The sequence below is a fragment of the Photobacterium sp. GB-1 genome (assembly GCF_003026165.1).
Taxonomy (GTDB): Bacteria; Pseudomonadota; Gammaproteobacteria; order Enterobacterales; family Vibrionaceae; genus Photobacterium.
The window spans coordinates 1-18,074 of sequence record NZ_PYOB01000040.1; the positions used below are offsets into that span (position 1 = coordinate 1).

The 18,074-nt window shown below is 37.3% G+C and carries 15 protein-coding genes and 1 pseudogene; all 16 read right to left on the reverse strand.

Features of this window, described 5'->3' with window-relative positions:
- Positions 1-187: pseudogene (locus C9J45_RS20755) on the reverse strand (DUF2931 family protein); the annotation flags it as partial.
- 81 nt (positions 188-268) lie between these two features.
- On the reverse strand, positions 269-1,003 hold the full coding sequence (locus C9J45_RS20760; protein WP_107206447.1) for a DUF2931 family protein: 735 nt from the start codon (positions 1,001-1,003) through the stop codon (positions 269-271).
- A gap of 81 nt (positions 1,004-1,084) precedes the next feature.
- Positions 1,085-1,825, reverse strand: coding sequence for a DUF2931 family protein (locus tag C9J45_RS20765; RefSeq protein WP_107292969.1), 741 nt, complete (start codon positions 1,823-1,825; stop codon positions 1,085-1,087).
- Positions 1,826-2,109: 284 nt separating this feature from the next.
- On the reverse strand, positions 2,110-3,069 hold the full coding sequence (locus C9J45_RS20770; protein ID WP_107206449.1) for a hypothetical protein: 960 nt from the start codon (positions 3,067-3,069) through the stop codon (positions 2,110-2,112).
- A gap of 138 nt (positions 3,070-3,207) precedes the next feature.
- Entirely contained in the window at positions 3,208-4,164 is a 957-nt protein-coding gene (locus C9J45_RS20775; protein ID WP_107206450.1) for a hypothetical protein, read from the reverse strand.
- A gap of 142 nt (positions 4,165-4,306) precedes the next feature.
- On the reverse strand, positions 4,307-5,266 hold the full coding sequence (locus tag C9J45_RS20780; protein WP_107206451.1) for a hypothetical protein: 960 nt from the start codon (positions 5,264-5,266) through the stop codon (positions 4,307-4,309).
- A 16-nt stretch (positions 5,267-5,282) separates the two neighbouring features.
- Positions 5,283-5,882 (reverse strand): hypothetical protein, encoded by a 600-nt coding sequence (locus C9J45_RS20785; RefSeq protein WP_107206452.1) that lies wholly within the window; start codon positions 5,880-5,882, stop codon positions 5,283-5,285.
- Positions 5,883-5,992: 110 nt separating this feature from the next.
- Positions 5,993-6,484, reverse strand: a complete 492-nt coding sequence (locus C9J45_RS20790) for a hypothetical protein (RefSeq protein WP_107262343.1) — start codon at positions 6,482-6,484, stop codon at positions 5,993-5,995.
- A 150-nt stretch (positions 6,485-6,634) separates the two neighbouring features.
- On the reverse strand, positions 6,635-7,675 hold the full coding sequence (locus tag C9J45_RS20795; protein ID WP_107288160.1) for a hypothetical protein: 1,041 nt from the start codon (positions 7,673-7,675) through the stop codon (positions 6,635-6,637).
- 202 nt (positions 7,676-7,877) lie between these two features.
- The gene (locus C9J45_RS20800; protein ID WP_107292970.1) at positions 7,878-8,951 is read right to left on the reverse strand and encodes a hypothetical protein; all 1,074 of its coding nucleotides are present in this window, start codon (positions 8,949-8,951) and stop codon (positions 7,878-7,880) included.
- 52 nt (positions 8,952-9,003) lie between these two features.
- Positions 9,004-10,071 carry a hypothetical protein gene (locus C9J45_RS20805; RefSeq protein WP_107292971.1) on the reverse strand — a complete coding sequence of 356 codons (1,068 nt, stop codon included), beginning with the start codon at positions 10,069-10,071 and terminating at the stop codon, positions 9,004-9,006.
- Positions 10,072-10,124: 53 nt separating this feature from the next.
- On the reverse strand, positions 10,125-11,174 hold the full coding sequence (locus tag C9J45_RS20810; protein WP_107208779.1) for a hypothetical protein: 1,050 nt from the start codon (positions 11,172-11,174) through the stop codon (positions 10,125-10,127).
- The gene (locus C9J45_RS20815) at positions 11,164-15,006 is read right to left on the reverse strand and encodes a hypothetical protein (protein ID WP_107208778.1); all 3,843 of its coding nucleotides are present in this window, start codon (positions 15,004-15,006) and stop codon (positions 11,164-11,166) included. Before C9J45_RS20815 ends, C9J45_RS20810 begins: the two co-directional genes overlap by 11 nt.
- A gap of 3 nt (positions 15,007-15,009) precedes the next feature.
- Complete coding sequence (locus C9J45_RS20820; protein WP_045131087.1) at positions 15,010-15,534, reverse strand: DUF4123 domain-containing protein; 525 nt, start codon at positions 15,532-15,534, stop codon at positions 15,010-15,012.
- Entirely contained in the window at positions 15,525-17,603 is a 2,079-nt protein-coding gene (locus C9J45_RS20825; protein ID WP_107208777.1) for a type VI secretion system tip protein VgrG, read from the reverse strand. Before C9J45_RS20825 ends, C9J45_RS20820 begins: the two co-directional genes overlap by 10 nt.
- Before the next feature lie 112 nt (positions 17,604-17,715).
- On the reverse strand, positions 17,716-18,074 hold a 359-nt coding region (gene tssD / locus C9J45_RS20830), incomplete at its 5' end, for a type VI secretion system tube protein TssD (RefSeq protein WP_107292972.1).

Genomic DNA, 18,074 nt, shown 5'->3' on the forward strand with positions numbered 1-18,074 from the left:
GTAAAATAGAGGTCCAATCTTCTTGCGTGTTAATACCATATGCTTTAGTGACTCTGACAGGGTAAAATGATGGCATAGCGTAACCAACCGTCCAATCAGGAACTTCATCAGGTACGCGTTCTCTATTCATCATGCTACAACCAGCCAGTAATAGGCAGAGCACCCCTGTTGATATAATATTTTTCATTTACTGTCCTTGTGTAATGAATGCTGAATCTAGCTCTTTCATTGAGCGCCTCACAGGTTTCTGTGAGGCGATAAGTCAATATTAATGAAGCTGGTCAACAGTAAAATGTTTAGATGTATAAACCTTATTTACCTTGTCCCAAGGGATAGGCGTTAAGGTTGCGTTAGCCTTTTTAGCTCTTTTAAGTACAGCGTTTCTTGTCTGGTTATGATCAGAGTAAGTACTTCCGTTATAGTCCGTTTCGGGTGTGCTCGTTGGTGACAGTTCAGTAACGTACGTATATTTGCCACACCCTTCAAGCCACACTTTCACTTGTCCATTTGGTAGAAAACCAAAATCAAATGTCGTTTGGTAGCAAGCTCGTTTTATTCCATCTGGTCGAATGTAACTTTGCTTTTTATAGGCCAGCGCTTTCATTTTTTGGGTGACATCTAATTCAGTAATATAGAACTTCGCGTCAAAAAGGGACGTCCAATAAAGCACAACTTTATCGGGTAAATGATTTGTATATCTTATCTGGGAGTATTGAGCGATCCCAAAAGTTAACGATAATCCATATCCATCATAGTCCGGTTGAGACTGTTTAATTCGTTCTAAATCGCTGATTCTCATAAATTGACTATGAGTGTGTAAAATAGAGGTCCAATCTTCTTGCGTGTTTATACCATATGCTTTAGTGACTCTGACAGGGTAAAATGATGGCATAGCGTAACCAACCGTCCAATCAGGAACTTCATCAGGTACGCGTTCTCTATTTATCATGCTACAACCAGCCAGTAATAGGCAGAGCACCCCTGTTGATATGATCTTTTTCATTTACTGTCCTTGTGTAATGAATGCTGAATCTAGCTCTTTCATTGAGCGCCTTACAGAAAATAGTGAGGCGGTAAACCAATATTAATGAAGCTGATCTACAATATAGTTTTTTGATGTATATATCTTATTTACCTTGTCCCAAGGGATAGGCGTTAAGGTTGCGTTAGCCTTTTTAGCTCTTTTAAGTACAGAGTTTCTTGTCTGGTTATGATCAGAGTAAGTACTTCCGTTATAGTCCGTTTCGGGTGTGCTCGTTGGTGACAGCTCAGTAACGTACGTATACTTGCCACACCCTTCAAGCCACACTTTCACTTGCCCATTTGGTAGGAAACCAAAATCAAATTGACTCTGATAGCAAATACGTTTTATTCCGTCAGATTCCACATGATGCTGTTGTGTATACATCAGCGCTTTCATTTTTGGGGTGACATCTAATTCAGTAATATAGAACTTCGCATCAAAAAGGGATGTCCAGTAAAGCACGACTTTATCGGGTAGATGATTGGTTTTCATAATCTGTTCATAGTAAGCAATTGTAGAATAACTTCTTAATGGCATACCATAACCATCATAATTAGGTAAAAAGCCTTTTATACGCTTAAAATCACTAACCGTCATAAATTGACTATGAGTGTGTAAAATAGAGGTCCAATCTTCTTGCGTGTTAATACCATATGCTTTAGTGACTCTGACAGGGTAAAATGATGGCATAGCGTAACCAACCGTCCAATCAGGAACTTCATCAGGTACGCGTTCTCTATTTATCATGCTACAACCAGCCAGTAATAGGCAGAATACTCCTGTTGATATGATCTTTTTCATTTACTGTCCTTGTTTACATTCGAATATTTGACGCTCATTGTATCTTTGCTCTGTCGGCCTTTTCTGGCCATTTGAGACCAAAAGCCTTTATGATTCGCTGGCGCTTGCGGCGGAATATGCTGAGAATTGTACGGGGTATGTTTCATGGTTATTTTCTATCTTTCTTCGGCGTTAACGATTCCCTGAGTGAGAATACACGCTAAATAGACTGGGCAATAATTGGCCTGATTATAAGATATGACCTCCACAAAAAAGCACGCCGAGATGGGCGTGCTTATTATGCGTTAGGCAGAAGCCGTGTTTGGTGTGGTTGCTATAGAATCAGTGGTAGGGATCGGTATAACTTCACCCAATGGTGGCTCTGAATTTTGCTTCTCAACAATTTTCGTCACTGCTTGTTCAAACGCTTCATCATCCATACTGAACCAAAAGTCTGGCTTTCGATGATGCGCCTTATCATAAGCAACGGTTGCACTGTCTTTATGGCGGAAAGGCTCATTCATTGGAATGTCGGGCAAAGGCTGGCTCACATCCATATAGGCTTGGATCATGTTCCATAAGCGTTTGTATTCATCAAGATCTCTTGAACCATTGATAAAACGGCCAATGGGAACCCCATGTTTATAACCATTATAACGATGAACAAGAAACAGTTGATAATTAATAAAACCCTGTGGGGTTGGCGATGTTGTCAGGTAGCAATCAAACTCAACAAAAGGGTGACTAAATCGCACCTTATTACCGAAACCATACAGTGTGACCATGCCCGTTTCTCGGCTTAATGAAAATAAGGTTTTAATGGGTAATTTTCCATTAAAAAAAGAGAAAGACCACCAAATGAGTAAGGATGGTATCAATACGTATAAAAGAAAAGTCAAAATATCGATTGATGATTGCGATGAAATGTTGGTTACGAGATATATTATCCCCAGAAGAACAAATGCTAACGGCATCATATAGAGAGCAATAAATTTTCCGAATGTCACGGCATAAAAATAGACCAAGCCCCACCATGGGAAAGTGATGTCGTGAATCTCACGCTCACTGTATATATCACTCTCAAATGTCTTAAGCTTTTTCAGTTCAGAGGGGGTACGGGATCGCAGCTCTTTTTCTGGCACATGATGATTATTGCAAGTAAATGGGAAGTGCACACCTTTTCTGGCCATGTTTGACCAAAAGCCTTGCTGATTCCCCGGCGCTTGCGGCGGAATGTGCTGTGAGTTATAAGGATTATGCTTCATGGTTATTTTCTATCTTTCTTCGGCGTTAACGATTCTCAGAGTGAGAATACACGCTTAATAGACTGGGCAATAATTGGCCTGATTATGAGATATGACCTCCACAAAAAAGCACGCCGAGATAGACGTGCTTATTATGCGTTAGGCAGAAGCCGTATTTGGTGTGGTTGCTATAGAATCTGTGGTAGGGATCGGTATAACTTCACCCAATGGTGGCTCTGAATTTTGCTTCTCAACAATTTTCGTCACTGCTTGTTCAAACGCTTCATCATTCATACTGAACCAAAAGTCAGGCTTTCGATGATGCGCCTTGTCATAAGCAACGGTTGCATTGTCTTTATGGCGAAAAGGCTCATTCATTGGAATGTCAGGCAAAGGCTGGCTCACATCCATATAGGCTTGGATCATGTTCCATAAGCGTTTGTATTCATCAAGATCTCTTGAGCCATTAATAAAACGGCCAATGGGAACCCCATGTTTGTAACCATTATAACGATGAACAAGAAACAGTTGATAATTAATAAAACCTTGTGGGGTTGGCGATGTTGTCAGGTAGCAATCAAACTCAACAAAAGGGTGACTAAATCGCACCTTATTACCGAAACCATACAGTGTGACCATGCCCGTTTCACGGCTTAATGAAAATAAGGTTTTAATGGGTAATTTTCCATTAAAAAAAGAGAAAGACCACCAAATGAGTAAGGATGGGATCAATATGTATAAAAGAAAAATCAAAATATCGATTGATGATTGCGATGAAATGTTGGTTACGAGATATATTATCCCCAGAAGAACAAATGCTAACGGCATCATATAGAGAGCAATAACTTTCGCAAAAGTCACGGCATAAAAATAGACCAAGCCCCACCATGGCAATGTGATGTCTCTAATTTGACGTTCGTTGTAGCCGCCTTCAGATGGGTCTAACGTTCTAAGCTCAGAGGGTTTACGGGATCGCAACACTTTACTTGACACATGATGATTATTGCAAGTAAATGGGAAGTGCACACCTTTTCTGGCCATTTGAGACCAAAAGCCTTGCTGATTCCCCGGCGCTTGCGGCGGAATATGCTGTGAGTTGTAAGGATTATGCTTCATGGTTATTTTCTATCTTTCTTCGGCGTTAACGATTCTCAGAGTGAGAATACACGCTAAATAGACTGGGCAATAATTGGCCTGATTGATGATGAGATATGACCTCCACAAAAAAGCACGCCGAGATGGGCGTGCTTATTATGCGTTAGGCAGAAGCCGTGTTTGGTGTGGTTGCTATAGAATCTGTGGTAGGGAACGGTATAACCTCACCCAATGGTGGCTCTGAATTTTGCCTCTCAACAATTTTCGTCACAGCTTGTTCAAACGCATCATCATCCATACTGAACCAAAAATCTGGCTTTCGATGATGCGCCTTATCATAAGCAACGGTTGCATTGTCTTTATGGCGAAAAGGCTCATTCATTGGAATGTCGGGCAAAGGCTGGCTCACATCCATATAGGCTTGGATCATGTTCCATAAGCGCTTGTATTCATCAAGATCTCTTGAACCATTGATAAAACGGCCAATGGGAACCCCATGTTTATAACCATTATAACGATGAACAAGAAACAGTTGATAATTAATAAAACCTTGTGGGGTTGGCGATGTTGTCAGGTAGCAATCAAACTCAACAAAAGGGTGACTAAATCGCACCTTATTACCGAAGCCATGTAGTGTGACCATACCCGTTTCTCGGCTTAATGAAAATAAGGTTTTAATGGGTAACTTTCCATTAAAAAAAGAGAAAGACCACCAAATGAGTAGACACACCACTGATATAAAGATTAACCCAAGATATGCTGTATTTAGTTCACTTTGTGGGGCTTTAGTAAAAATATTCACCATACCAAAAACCAAAAAAGCTAACGGCATAAAATAGATTGCAATAACTTTCGCAAAAGTCACGGCATAAAAATAGGCCAAGCCCCACCATGGGAAAGTGATGTCGTGAATTTCACGCTCACTGTATATATCACTCTCAAATGTCTTAAGCTTTTTCAGTTCAGAGGGGGTACGGGATCGCAGCTCTTTTTCTGGAACATGATGATTATTGCAAGTAAATGGGAAGTGCACACCTTTTCTGGCCATTTGAGACCAAAAGCCTTGCTGATTCCCCGACGCTTGCGGCGGAATGTGCTGTGAATTGTACGGGGTATGTTTCATGGTTATCCTTTTCATTTTATAGGTTATCAGCCCATTCTTTTTGTTGTTGAGTAAAGTCAGCACGGGGAGGTCCAATATTGTTCAAACGTATTGCATTTTTATCTAAAGAAGGAAGTGGAAATACCGTACCTTTATGTGTTATTCGCGCTTTCGCTAAAACAGCGACTTCTATTGTTTCTCTGACATTTTTTGTCTGGCGAGTATCTTCCGTCGTTTTTATACAAAAAACATAACTATTACCTAAACTCATTCCTCCTAGGGAGGAGAGGGGCTGCTGGCTGGAATACTGATCACTCAACTGATTATTCCCATCAATTAATACCTTTGTAAGCTTTTGGCATGCTTTCACAGTGATATTCTTCTGATTTAATGAGATGGGTAAATTCGACTGAATATGAATATAATGTGTTGTAGGCATTGTATTCAAACGTTGTGATACTTTATCACTTAATTGTAACTGCACTTTATCTTTTGGATAAACAGTGATTTTAATGCCAATAATTTCGTTCAACCATGTAAGATATGCAAGCTCAGGGTCGTCCTTTAATGATGCATACTCTCCATTAAAACGATCTTCCTCCTCTGCAAAAGGACCATTGGCGAGCCATTCTTGCATTGAGTTATCTTTTAGCCATAAGTAGCAAAGCCCACCAGTAAGGGAGATTGCAATGGCTAACCACCCCCAAGGTCCGACTAAAACAGACGGCGTTTTAATCCTGTTCTTTCCTAATATTCTGCTTGTTCTGCAAACAGTTTTTGTGCTTTTTCTACCCACTTCTCACTGCATTGATTTTTAAAATACATATTACAATAGCGGCTATCTGGTGAAAAAAATAGAGCGGCATAGGGGTTGCCTAACTCTGCTGCTTCAATCAACATTTTTCCGGCCTTCGGAGTATCATATATACTCGAACCGTAGGTAATGGTGGCTAACCAATACATCGCTTCTGGATTTTTTTTATCGGCTAAAGGTTGAAGTGCTTTTTCAGCTTCTCCCCATAACTTACGCTGTATATTAAGTACCCCTTCAAAAAGCGGGTCACCTGGCTGATAGATACTCGCTATATCAATAGAAGGGTTGATACTTGATATCGGATTTTCTGATAAAAATTGTTCAAATACAGCAATATCGGCTTGTTGAGGTGTTGTTGCTTTTGAGCAACCGGTTAAGGCTATCGAAGAGAGAGTTAAAAGAAGGGTAGTAATTATTACTTTCATGCATTTAAGGCCTTAATTTAGCTGACTAAGAAGCTAATAGATTTAATGTTGAATAGTACACCTAAAAACAATTGGGCAATAATTTGCTTTAATATTGATTAAAAAAGCGCTTCCTTTTTATTTAGGAAGCGCTCAAAAATTAAAAAATAATTAACCTTCAGGTACGTGAGCCCCATCAATATAAATCACTCTTTTTACCGAATCTGCTTTTTCTTGTGCTTTATTATTTGCAACAATCAAAGCTTCTTTTTCTTTAGGTGGATGAGTAAAGCTTATTGCAAAGTCATCACCATTAAAAAGTTCAGTTGCTTTTGCTGCAATATATTTCTCTTTTTCAGATAAAGAGTCATCTTCAATACTTAAGATTCTATATCCTCTCCAGGCATAGTTTGCACCCAAAGAGATACCTTGTGTCATTAATTCTTTATATATAGAACCATTCATTCTTTTATGTTTACCCTCAATTTTCATTAAGGATTCAATAGCCGGAACAAAGTTATTAAAACGTGCATAATTAAGAAGCTCAATAGCGAGTTCCTTCATTTCTTGATTGGAATCTTCTGCTTTTCTTAAATTATTAGAGTATTCAACAAGCGGGTAGTAGTAGTGACTTTTCGCTGCGTTGATAATGGCACTAATATATTGCTCGTGGGTTAAATCTGGTTTCAATACTGTACTGTAATATACGGCACGAACATCGCCTGTTTTTGCTTTTTCTACAAAAAGTTTTTGTGCTTTATCTACCCATTCCTCACTGCATTCACTGGAATAGTACATTTGACAAATATCGTTTTTAGGCGAAAAAAACAATGCTGCATAAGGGTTGCCTTGTTCAGCTGATTCCATATATAGCTTTTTAGCCATAGGGTTGTTTTTAATACCCGTTCCCCATGTAATTGATGCTAACCAAAATTTTGCGTCAGGATTTTGGTTTTTTACCATCGGTTCAAGTTGTGTCTTTGCCTCAGCCCAAAGATTACGTTGGATGTATAAAACACTTTCAAAAAGTGGATCCCCTTGTTGGTATATACTTGCGATATCAACGGTTGGACTTACTGACGATATAGGATTTTCTGATAAAAATTGTTCAAACACAGCAATATCGGCCTGTTGTGGCTCTGTTGCTTTTGAGCAACCGGTTAAGGCTAAAAAAGAGAAAACTAATAGTAGGGTAGTAATAGTTACTTTCATGCATTTAGACCTTAACTTAGCGGACTGAGAAGCTGATTGATTTTAATGCACAATAGTACACCTAAAAATTACTAGGCAATAATTTGCGCGAGGTGTAGATAGTGAAAGGAAATGTAGAGTAGGTTAAATTAAGAAAACCTACCAAGAATTTGATTTTCAATAGTTAAAAATCCCCCCTCATAATAAAGGGGGGAATAGGGTATTAATCGGAAATCATTTTATTCACTTTGTTAAAAAATCCGCTTAGGCTTTCGTCGTTATACAACTTTTCGTATGGTTCAATACTATAACTTCGCATTTCCATATCCCATCCTTGATTATTATTTAATTTTATCGCCTTATCATATTCTTTTTTTAATTTAGTAGGTATTTTTGAATGTGGATGTCTTAAATATTTTAAGAAATTAATATAATCCTCATTGTTTTCAGCATAGAATAAAATAAAAGCTAACGAGTTATACCCTAATAAATCTCCATTTTTAGCTAAATTACCGAGCATTGTATTTAACTCTTTATTTGATGGACAGATATCCGATAATGATTTCTCTTTTGATTTAAAACAAACCCCAATAAACCCAGTTGATAAATATTTATTTTCTGCATTAATTAGAATGTCTTTAGCTAATTTTTTATAATACTCATATTCTTTATTCTGTTTATCATTTTTATTTTCAACAAAAAATAAACCTTTCTGTAGTTCATTAGCACATTCAAAAAAACGCTCTTCTGCACATTGCTTAAGAAGTTTCTCAGCTTTTGGTGTGAACCATGTTCTCTCTTTATTTACTCGCTCTTCAAATGACATATAACGATACTGTTCATAATCTTCGTTATATAATACCGATGAGTTTCCCTTTTTCCATTTACGATAAGTGGATCTTAATACTTTGTCATAACCAGAATTATCACATAATTCTTTATATCTATTAAGTTGACAGGTTCTTTTCTCCCCATAGGTATCCATGGCATAAGGATATCCTTCATCAGTTAAAGCTTTTAGCATCTCTAAAGACTTTTTTAGATCATAACGTGCCATTGAAACTGCATAAATATATCTTGCCTCTATATTATCTTTATCGCTAATATAAGGTGTAGTTAACTCTATCGCTTTTTTAAAACCAGCTCGATAAGTAAGAAAATTTTTTGCTAGATATATTTTATTTCTATCTACATTTGACAATGTCGAAGAGTAAGCATCTTGCTTTATCTTATCCATCGCAAAAACTGGATTTAACTGGATAATACATAAAATCAATCCATAAAATATCTTTTTCATTATCTATTTACCTATAGATCTAGCCCCTGGCTTTAAGGAGGCTAACCAGTCACTATTCGGAATCTAACTTATTTACTTTGTTAAAAAATCCGCTTAGGCTTTCGTCGTTATACAACTTTTCGTATGGTTCAATGCTATAACTTCGCATTTCCATATCCCATCCTTGATTATTGTTTAATTTTATCGCCTTATCGTATTCTTTTTTTAATTTAGGGCCTAACTTTGAATCTGGATACCTTAGATATTTAGAAAATCTAAGATAATTTTTTGTATTGTCATTATGAAATAATTCATAAGCAAGAACTTGATACCCTTTTAAATCACCTTCTTTAGCTAAATTAGTTAACATTAATCCTAATTCTTTTTTAGATGGACAAATATTAGATTCTGATTCTGGTTCATTACAATATCCAAGATAGTCAATTCTTAAATATTTATTTTCTGCATTAATTAAAATATCTTTAGCTAGTTTTTTATAATAATCGTATTCTTTTCTCTGTTTATCAGTTTTATTTTCAACAGAAAACAAACCTTTTTGAAGATCATCAGCACAATAAAAAAAACGCTCTTCTGCACATTGTTTTAGAAGTTTCTCAGCTTTTGGTGTGAACCATGTTCTCTCTTTATTTACTCTCTCTTCAAATGACATATAACGATACTGCTCATAATCTTCATTGAATAATTCAGATGAATTTCCTTTTCTCCATTTATAATACATTGTTCTTAATAATTTTTTATATCCTGAATTATCACACAATTTTTTGTATCTATTAAGTTGACAGGTTCTCTTCTCTCCATAGGTATCCATGGCATAAGGATATCCTTCATCAGTTAAGGCTTTTAACATCTCTAAAGATGTTTTTAGATCATAACGTGCTAATGAAACTGCATAAATATATCTTGCCTCTATATTATTTTTATCGCTAATATAAGGAGCAGTTAACTCTATCGCTTTTTTAAAACCAGCTCCATAAGTAAGAAAATTTTTTGCTAGATATATCTTATTTCTATCTACATTTGACAATATCGAAGAGTAACCATTTTTTATGGTCTTATTTATAGCAAAAACAGGATTTAACAGGATAATACATAAAATCAGCCCATAAAATATCTTTTTCATTATCTATTTACCTATAGTTCTAGCCCCCTGGCTTTAAGGAGGCTAACCAGTCACTATTCGGAATCTAACTTATTTACTTTGTTAAAAAATCCGCTTAGGCTTTCGTCGTTATGCAATTTTTCCCAAGGTTCTATATTGTAATTTTTTTTCTTATAACTCCATCCAACACCATTATTCAATTTTAATGCATTATCAAAAATGTCTTTTAGCTTAGATGATGATAAGAGTTTTGGATATAAAACATATCTTGGAAAACTAAAATCATATATATCTTTATATAGTAAAAACGATAATGTATGATATCCTGATAAATCTCCTTTTTTAGCTAAATTAGTCAACATCGTATAACTTTCATTTTTAGTTAAACAAATATCATTATCTCTATATTTACTCTTATCAAAACATCTATCCATATAGTCTATTTTTAGATATAAATTATCTGCGTTGATTAATATTTTCTTCGCTAGTTTTCTATAATACTGATAATCTTTCTCTTGTTCTGGAGTTCTTTTATTAATAAAATATAATCCATTTTGTAATTCATTTGCACATTGAAACACATTATCATTAGCGCATTGACGAAGAAGCTTATCGATTTTAGGATTAAACCAAGTATGCTCTTTGTTAATTCTTTCATCCCATGGGGTATCAAGAAACTGTTGATAAAATTCATTATATTGTTCAGAAGGATCTATTTTTCTCCAATCTAAATACGTCTGACTCAATAATTTATCATATCCATATTTTAAACAAGCATTCTTATATTTATTAAGTTTGCAGGTTCTTTTCTTCCCATAAGTTTCCATCGCATAAGGATATTCCTCATTAGTTAATGTTTTTAGCATTTCTAACGAAGTTTTCAGATCATAACGCGCTAATGCTGATGCATATATATACCTAGCAAAAATATTGTCATTGTTTTTTATATATGGTTTTGTAAGTTTAATAGCTTCTTTGTTGTCTTTACCATATTCCAAATAAATATTTGCTAAGTTTATTTTTTTTAAATCATCATTTGATAAATTACTTTTATTTATTTCGCTTCTAGAATAAACACAACCTGAGAATAAAAACAAAAAAATTAGAATACTATTAAATTTCATAATAACCATCCATCAAATCTAATAACGCACTCATGTCACCATTCTTAATGGCTTCTAATATACGTTTTTTATTTTTGAAATCACCAATACTATTTTCTTTTTCAACCATATTATCAACTAAATTATTTATTGATTTAACCATACTAGACTTTATCATCTTCGATGGTGAATTTATAAATGATAATAGGCCATCAGAAAATTCTTTATATTCATCAGGATAAACCTTAGACCTTGCTAAATGGTAATATCCAAATTTCAATTCTAATGAGAGGTTAGTTCTCTCGCCATTAAAGACTACAAATTCCAAATCAGTACCATAAAGTTTTCTTTTTATTACTTTGTATTTAGTTTCAGGGTAAGAATTAAAATATGCATCTATATTATCTTTAACTTTATTTACAAAATAAAGTTCATTAATGTTAATGCTTTCGTGATAATCTAACCCATCAATATAGAACTGATCATATCTCTCTAAAAACTCTTTTAACTTCCCCCAAACAATATAAGGAATCAATTTATTAGCATAATCCCTCACAAGCATTACTTTACCAAGAGCATTAAATCTTGTAAAAGTTTCGCATATTTGTCTATCTTCAACAGACTTATAAATATAACTATCTTGATTAACCCAAAAATTAAGTAATTTACAGATAGCTATCCAACGAGGGGCCTCCTCATTAACACCATTTACTAATTTTTCTTTTTCTTTTTCAGAAAGTTGTGGTGGCTTTAATATTTGAAATGGAGACTGATTAAAGCGTTTTAACTCACTAACTTTGACACCTAGAGTAATGTCAAGAAGAGTACTATCAACCGTTAGAGAATATAAAAGTCTTGCTCTTGATTCTGGGGGCATATTATTAAACCAAGGCTTCATATCCTGTATATTCTGATTCTTATTATGAAATGATATTATATTATTCGCAATCATATCAGCATGCCCATGAACCAAGATTTTTTTCTCTTGCTTTATCACTTCATTCATATTTAATAAAGCCAGCTGAGAAACCTCCAGTCCTGTCACCATAGTCATCGTAATGAGAGTATTTAATACTTGATTACCATCTAAAGTACCATCCTCATCGTCTTTCTCCGTAAAAATATCTAAGCGTCGAAAATCATTGCTTGCCAATAAGTCAACGAAAGCATTAACAAACTCAAGTAAAGATTCTGGATATAGTGCTATCGTCTGCTCTACATAGCCTCCACCACCAACAGTAAGACCACCACCACAAGTTAGAATATATTGATTCTTTCGATAGCCAAATTTGAGTGTGCCACGTAGCCCAATACCAAAACTTTTCTCAGTCGTATTACAGAAACGTCCTATTTGATGCCAATCTCGATCTTCTCGAACGTGATAATTATTTGTCGTTCTTAAATTATTAGCTTGCATTGGCGTAAGTTGAGCAATCCAACTTTTATTTAGAGGATCGAGCACCATGCCCTGCATATTCTTAATTGGTTTACACCATTTAACATCACTGGATACAGTAACACCAGCACGAGCACCCGCGAATACATCAACAGAGCCAGCAATATAGCCGCCATTTGGTAGATTGGTATCACCAGGTAAAATAGGTGAAAGAGAAAGGCCTCCGTCCGTTGATGTCATAGAAACTGCCGCACTTAAACTTAATCCGATCCCGACACTTCCATAAAGTACCATATCAACATCCGATCTTAATTGCCCCAAATGCAGTTCCTTTACTTTATTTTGCTCACCAAAACGTGCGGATATAATCATAGGAAAGCCATTACGGCTCGGCAGCATCTGCTTTATTGACATATATCCACTCAATATATCAATACTGGCCGACGCTTCTATACTGGCAATATCTGTCTGTTTAATCGCTCGTTTTACAAGATCCTCAAAAGACTCTGGATAATCAGCTTCAAAGCGGCAATTATCAGCACAAAAGCGAAATAGCTCAGCTTGCGCATTGACGATATAACTTAGCCCCTTTCCTCCACCTATAGTTTGTGACATTTGAATAAGGGAAGTGTATTTTGTAAATTTATCAATACTACTATCAGGGATATCACTATTAAGATTGACTGTTTTAGTTTGGTTATTTTTTACAGAATCACGAGCCAATTTTATAGCTTGCTTAATTCCAGCCTGTAATGAATCGGCTGAATTGGCTTGTTTAATGTCTTCATCTTTAACGCCACGAGCAACATCTATATTGTCTTTTAATTTTAACTCTGTAACGAGACCATGAGAGTCTAGTAATTTATTTAAATCACTGCTTATCATATAACGAGGTTTATTTTCTTCGCTCATGATAAAAAATTCAACTATGTGCGTATCCGACTCTTTCCATGCAAATTTATATTCAGTTAATTTGATATCATTAGAAGACCAAGTAATGGTATCAAGTGCAAGTAATGATTGTTTAATTTTATTGCTATCAAGACAAAAATTTACTTTCCCTTGTTTTAAATTTTGATTTGCACAATATTTTAGATAGTCGATTTGATAACGTATCGCTGCAAGAATATATATGCCACCCATTCCATAGTTAAGAGCAGTTGTTTTGTTTCCTAAAATTTCGGTAATGTATTCTTGGATATCTGCGGATAACGCTTTATCTAAAGCATCAGAGAAAGCAAGACAATTGTAATACCCTAACTTTTCGATAAATAAGATAAATTTGTGGTTACTAATCTCGTGAAGTATTTTCGGGTTACTACTATCAAAGCGTAGCATTTCTATATTATCTGTAAGGTCACGCCCAGTTCTATCCAACTTGCTTAATATAGATTTATCACTCAATTTACTGACCAAATCATCAAACGCTTTCTGAGTTTCTTGATCTGTAGCAAAAAGCTCTTTTTTTGATAGCACTTGCTCTGGAACCGCCATCCCTTGAGCATTCAATAGCTCCAAACATTTGTATACATTTGCAGCAACAATGCTATTTGTTCGAACATTTCCTTTTTGTTTGTACTTTTCGAAATCATCAAGCATGTCATATTGAGGATCTCTATACATATCATTAAAATCTTTTCGAAGAGCAATGTATCCGTTATAACTTTTCTCAACGAACTTTTCATCACCTTTAACAAAACGATATTTACCAGTTAGTAAACTTTGATACCATAAGAATCCTTCTTTTTTCGCTTGCTCTTTAGCCTTTTCCTCATATTGTTCAATTTGATTGCTCAACTGCTTAATGACTTGCGTATTGAGAAAATTAACTAAGTCTTTTTTTGTACTGTAACCAATCCGCGTCGAATTACGTAATTCTATATTATGCTCAATCGCTCGCATGGTATTTCGTACAATAGAATCTTCCGCCAAATCTGAATACGTCAGACCTAGCTGTTGACTGTAACGCTCAATAATTGAATCTTCAGCAGCGGCAACTTTCTCTAGTTTTGGTATTTTTGACGTATTTTCAATAATCTTGACATAGGTTTGAATTAAGTTTCTCGTATAAAGACATTGGACATAGTCACTTTTATCTTTTTCAGAGGATAAAAAATAAGTAAATGAGCGGATCTTATAGTTTTCAAGAATGCCTTTTTGATTTAATTTTTCTAGCACTTCTTGTTGGATCGCCTCTTTACCTTTTTGTTCATCCTTTTTGGCATCGCCTGAATACAATTTTTCCGTTACCACTTTAACGGTATCATCTAATTCATCAGCTTGCGCCTTTAATTCTTCAGCATCTTTTGCTGAAACATAAAACCATTTCTTTTGCTGAGGAATATATAAAATATCAGCAACGTTTTTAGGTTCACAGGGCCCAGCGGTTACTCCGTCTGAACTAAATACATCACATTGTTGTAATTCTGTATTGGTTAAATCTAAAGTCTTAGCCATAATTTATTTCTTATACGCAATTTTAAGTAGATCCCACTCAACTTCATTCAATTGAAACCAAGCAATTGTCTTTGAATTTTCGAACGAACTAGGGTGATGATTTTCAATGGTATGAACAGCTCCATTTTGTTTCCATCCAATACGAATGATTGGCCCTAATAGCGTTTCTTGGCGTTCTGTCGTTAGATCCGCGAACCAATACTGCAAATATTTAGGGTTATAAAATCGAACGACATAGGGTTTGTGGGTAGGGCTAAGCATTAGCACAAGAGTTTTTATGTAGTCTTCAAATTGTTCATCATTTAACTGACTTGCAAACACTGCACTGCTAGAGAACCTCGTCAATATTTCTTCCACTTTATTTGATGGAACCTTTACCCAAAGAGGAGAAACAGATAAAGAGTCAGCCAAAGGTGTATTGGTATACCACCAAAAGTAATCGAACCCTTGCGCTGTAATAAAATTAAGTGATTGTTGACTATCTGGAGTATCAATAACAATCCAATGGTTTTCACTTTCTAAGAACATGCGTGTTCTCCATTACATAATCCACAAGTTGTTTTACCTTCTTGTTTTAAACAAACCCCCACGGCTGCCAAATTTAGTTTTGCGGCATGCTCTAATGCTTTTGTTGGTGAGTGAACGAGTGGAGAAACGGACTCAATTTTATGTGCCGCTTCAACCGCACGCGGTAATAACGGTGATAAACCCCCAAAGCCAGAGCCACTGCCCGCACTGCCACCTGCATTGATGTTGACCGCTGCCCCTGAAATTGAAACGCCAGATGCATCTATTTTGATAAAGCTGCCGCCAGCCTTCAGCGTGATTTCAGCACCCGCTTCAATCACGGCTTTTGAGCCTGCTTTAAGGTGTACTTCATTACCCGCATCCACCAATAATGCTTGGCCTTGTTTCATGTGTAAGCTGCCATCAACCGCAACGGTTTGATCGGCTTTTACATGGGTACGGCTTTCACCGTCGACGGTTAGGTGGTCGTGGGTTTTGATGTGGGTGAAGCGTTCATTGTCTACATCAAGGTGTAAATCGTGTTTGATGTCGTCTTTGCGATCGTTTTCCACCAACATGTTCACGTCTTTTTGCGCGTGAACATATATTTCTTCTTTGCCTGCTTGGTCTTCAAAGCGCAGCTCGTTATAGCCATCACCTTGGTGTGTTTCTGTGCGCAATACCGTACGGGTTTTATTGGCAGGTAACGGGTAAGGGGGCTTGTTGGTCGCATGGTAAGTGCGGCCTGTGATAATCGGTTGGTCTGGATCACCCTCCAGAAAATCAACAATCACTTCATGACCAATACGGGGTAGTGCGAGCATGCCATATTGGCTCCCCGCCCAACCTTGGGAGACTCGTATCCAGCAACTCGCATTGTCATCACTGTTACTGTATCTATCCCATGGGAATTGGACTTTGACCCGACCGTATTCATCACAGTAAATCTCTTCGCCTTCAGGGCCCACAACCATCGCAATTTGTGGGCCGTCTACACGAGGCTTAGCCGTGTAGGTGGCTCGCCATGGGCGATGACCGGGTATCACAATAAAATCATTGTTATAGGTTGTTACGCCTTGTCCGCCAGCTTCTTCTAATGCTTGCGGTTGCGTGCCCATATGGTTAACCGCCACCACGAGCCATTCGTCATTACATTGCTCATCATCGTGTTCTTGGAGAGTGAAGTTCACCCCAGCAATTAAACCGTGGGTGTTACTTTCACCATAGGCTGTATTGGCATCACGACGTAATGATTCGAGTCGAAAAGAAGTAAACGGCTTACCGCTGGCATCGTCTTTGTAACGCCCAGGGTAATCGTAATGTTCGTAATTGGCTTGCTGGTAATCGGCTTCTTTCGCATTGGCCGTTTGTAAGAAGCTATAAGCCGGCTTTTTAAAGCTGTAATCTTTGAGTTGCGCTGATGATGGGCGCATTTGCGTATGGCGAGCAAAGGTGCGCACAAAAGGCACGCCACTTTGCCCACCACTGCGGCTGTTATAAGGCAGTGGTGCCGCCAGTCGAGCGGCACTTTGGGTGTCATCAGAAAAGCGCAGGGTATTCTTTTTATTATCATGGACAAAGCTGTAAAACAGGCCTTCTTCTGCGGCAATGCGGTCGATAAAGGCTAAATCTGTTTCACGGTACTGGACGCAATATTCACGCGGCACGTAATCTCGCGTTAAAACGAAATCAACATCGGTAATCCCTAATTCTTGTAGTATCACCGAGATAATTTCAGGCACCGTTTGTGTTTGAAAGATACGGCTATTGTGGCGCAACGCGAGGCGGGCTGCTGGCGGTACAAATTCCACCTGATACAAGGTGTGGTGATGACCTGTGTCACCTTGGGTAAAACGTCGAATAATGCCATGCCATTGCTGTTGCTGCTCACCGTCTCGCCAGACCGTGAGCGTGGCCGTGTTATCGACGGTTTCTTGCGGCGTATAGGCCGGGTGACGACTGGCTAAGTCGATGGTAAAGGCGAAAGGCATAGACAGGTTGTCAGTGCCTGAAAATTGCGTGACGGCAAAGGCATCAGCCTCTAGCCCATCGACTTCGAATGTAAATTGCAAACCCGTTTTTGTTGCCATACTGACCTCGTGGTTAAACCTTTGCTAACGTCGGCCTTGCGGCGTATTTAGCAAAGGCATAAACGAAAAGCAGCCTACACAGTTGTGTAGGCTGATACATAGTTGAGTGCGATTACGCTTCTAGCGGTGCACGCCAGTCATCAGCACCAGATGTGCCAGATACCGTGTGATCCCAGTTAATTGCACGGTAAGCCATTGATACTTCGATAAGCTGCGTGAAGTCTTCTTTTGATGAATCTTGGCAGTGTGGCATGTGGGTGTTGATATCAACAATCGTTGCATCGGTCAGCGTTGTGGTGAAGTAGTGCTCTTGTTTACCTTCAACCGATGTGCGGTACCACTTTAGCTCTACAGACGGTAGCATTTCACCTGATGCCAATGAGTTGTACATCAGAGGAACGGCTTTGTTCAGTGCCACGGTAAATTTAAATGGCTTGTGAACACGTTGACCTGAAGGCTGACCTGATTGTG

Bases quoted from the DNA above. Each gene is read 5' to 3' on its own strand.
- C9J45_RS20760 (WP_107206447.1), bottom strand. From the start codon at position 1,003: ATGAAAAAGATCATATCAACAGGGGTGCTCTGCCTATTACTGGCTGGT.
- C9J45_RS20765 (WP_107292969.1), bottom strand. From the start codon at position 1,825: ATGAAAAAGATCATATCAACAGGAGTATTCTGCCTATTACTGGCTGGT.
- C9J45_RS20770 (WP_107206449.1), bottom strand. From the start codon at position 3,069: ATGAAGCATAATCCTTATAACTCACAGCACATTCCGCCGCAAGCGCCG.
- C9J45_RS20775 (WP_107206450.1), bottom strand. From the start codon at position 4,164: ATGAAGCATAATCCTTACAACTCACAGCATATTCCGCCGCAAGCGCCG.
- C9J45_RS20780 (WP_107206451.1), bottom strand. From the start codon at position 5,266: ATGAAACATACCCCGTACAATTCACAGCACATTCCGCCGCAAGCGTCG.
- C9J45_RS20785 (WP_107206452.1), bottom strand. From the start codon at position 5,882: ATGCAAGAATGGCTCGCCAATGGTCCTTTTGCAGAGGAGGAAGATCGT.
- C9J45_RS20790 (WP_107262343.1), bottom strand. From the start codon at position 6,484: ATGAAAGTAATAATTACTACCCTTCTTTTAACTCTCTCTTCGATAGCC.
- C9J45_RS20795 (WP_107288160.1), bottom strand. From the start codon at position 7,675: ATGAAAGTAACTATTACTACCCTACTATTAGTTTTCTCTTTTTTAGCC.
- C9J45_RS20800 (WP_107292970.1), bottom strand. From the start codon at position 8,951: ATGAAAAAGATATTTTATGGATTGATTTTATGTATTATCCAGTTAAAT.
- C9J45_RS20805 (WP_107292971.1), bottom strand. From the start codon at position 10,071: ATGAAAAAGATATTTTATGGGCTGATTTTATGTATTATCCTGTTAAAT.
- C9J45_RS20810 (WP_107208779.1), bottom strand. From the start codon at position 11,174: ATGAAATTTAATAGTATTCTAATTTTTTTGTTTTTATTCTCAGGTTGT.
- C9J45_RS20815 (WP_107208778.1), bottom strand. From the start codon at position 15,006: ATGGCTAAGACTTTAGATTTAACCAATACAGAATTACAACAATGTGAT.
- C9J45_RS20820 (WP_045131087.1), bottom strand. From the start codon at position 15,534: ATGTTCTTAGAAAGTGAAAACCATTGGATTGTTATTGATACTCCAGAT.
- C9J45_RS20825 (WP_107208777.1), bottom strand. From the start codon at position 17,603: ATGGCAACAAAAACGGGTTTGCAATTTACATTCGAAGTCGATGGGCTA.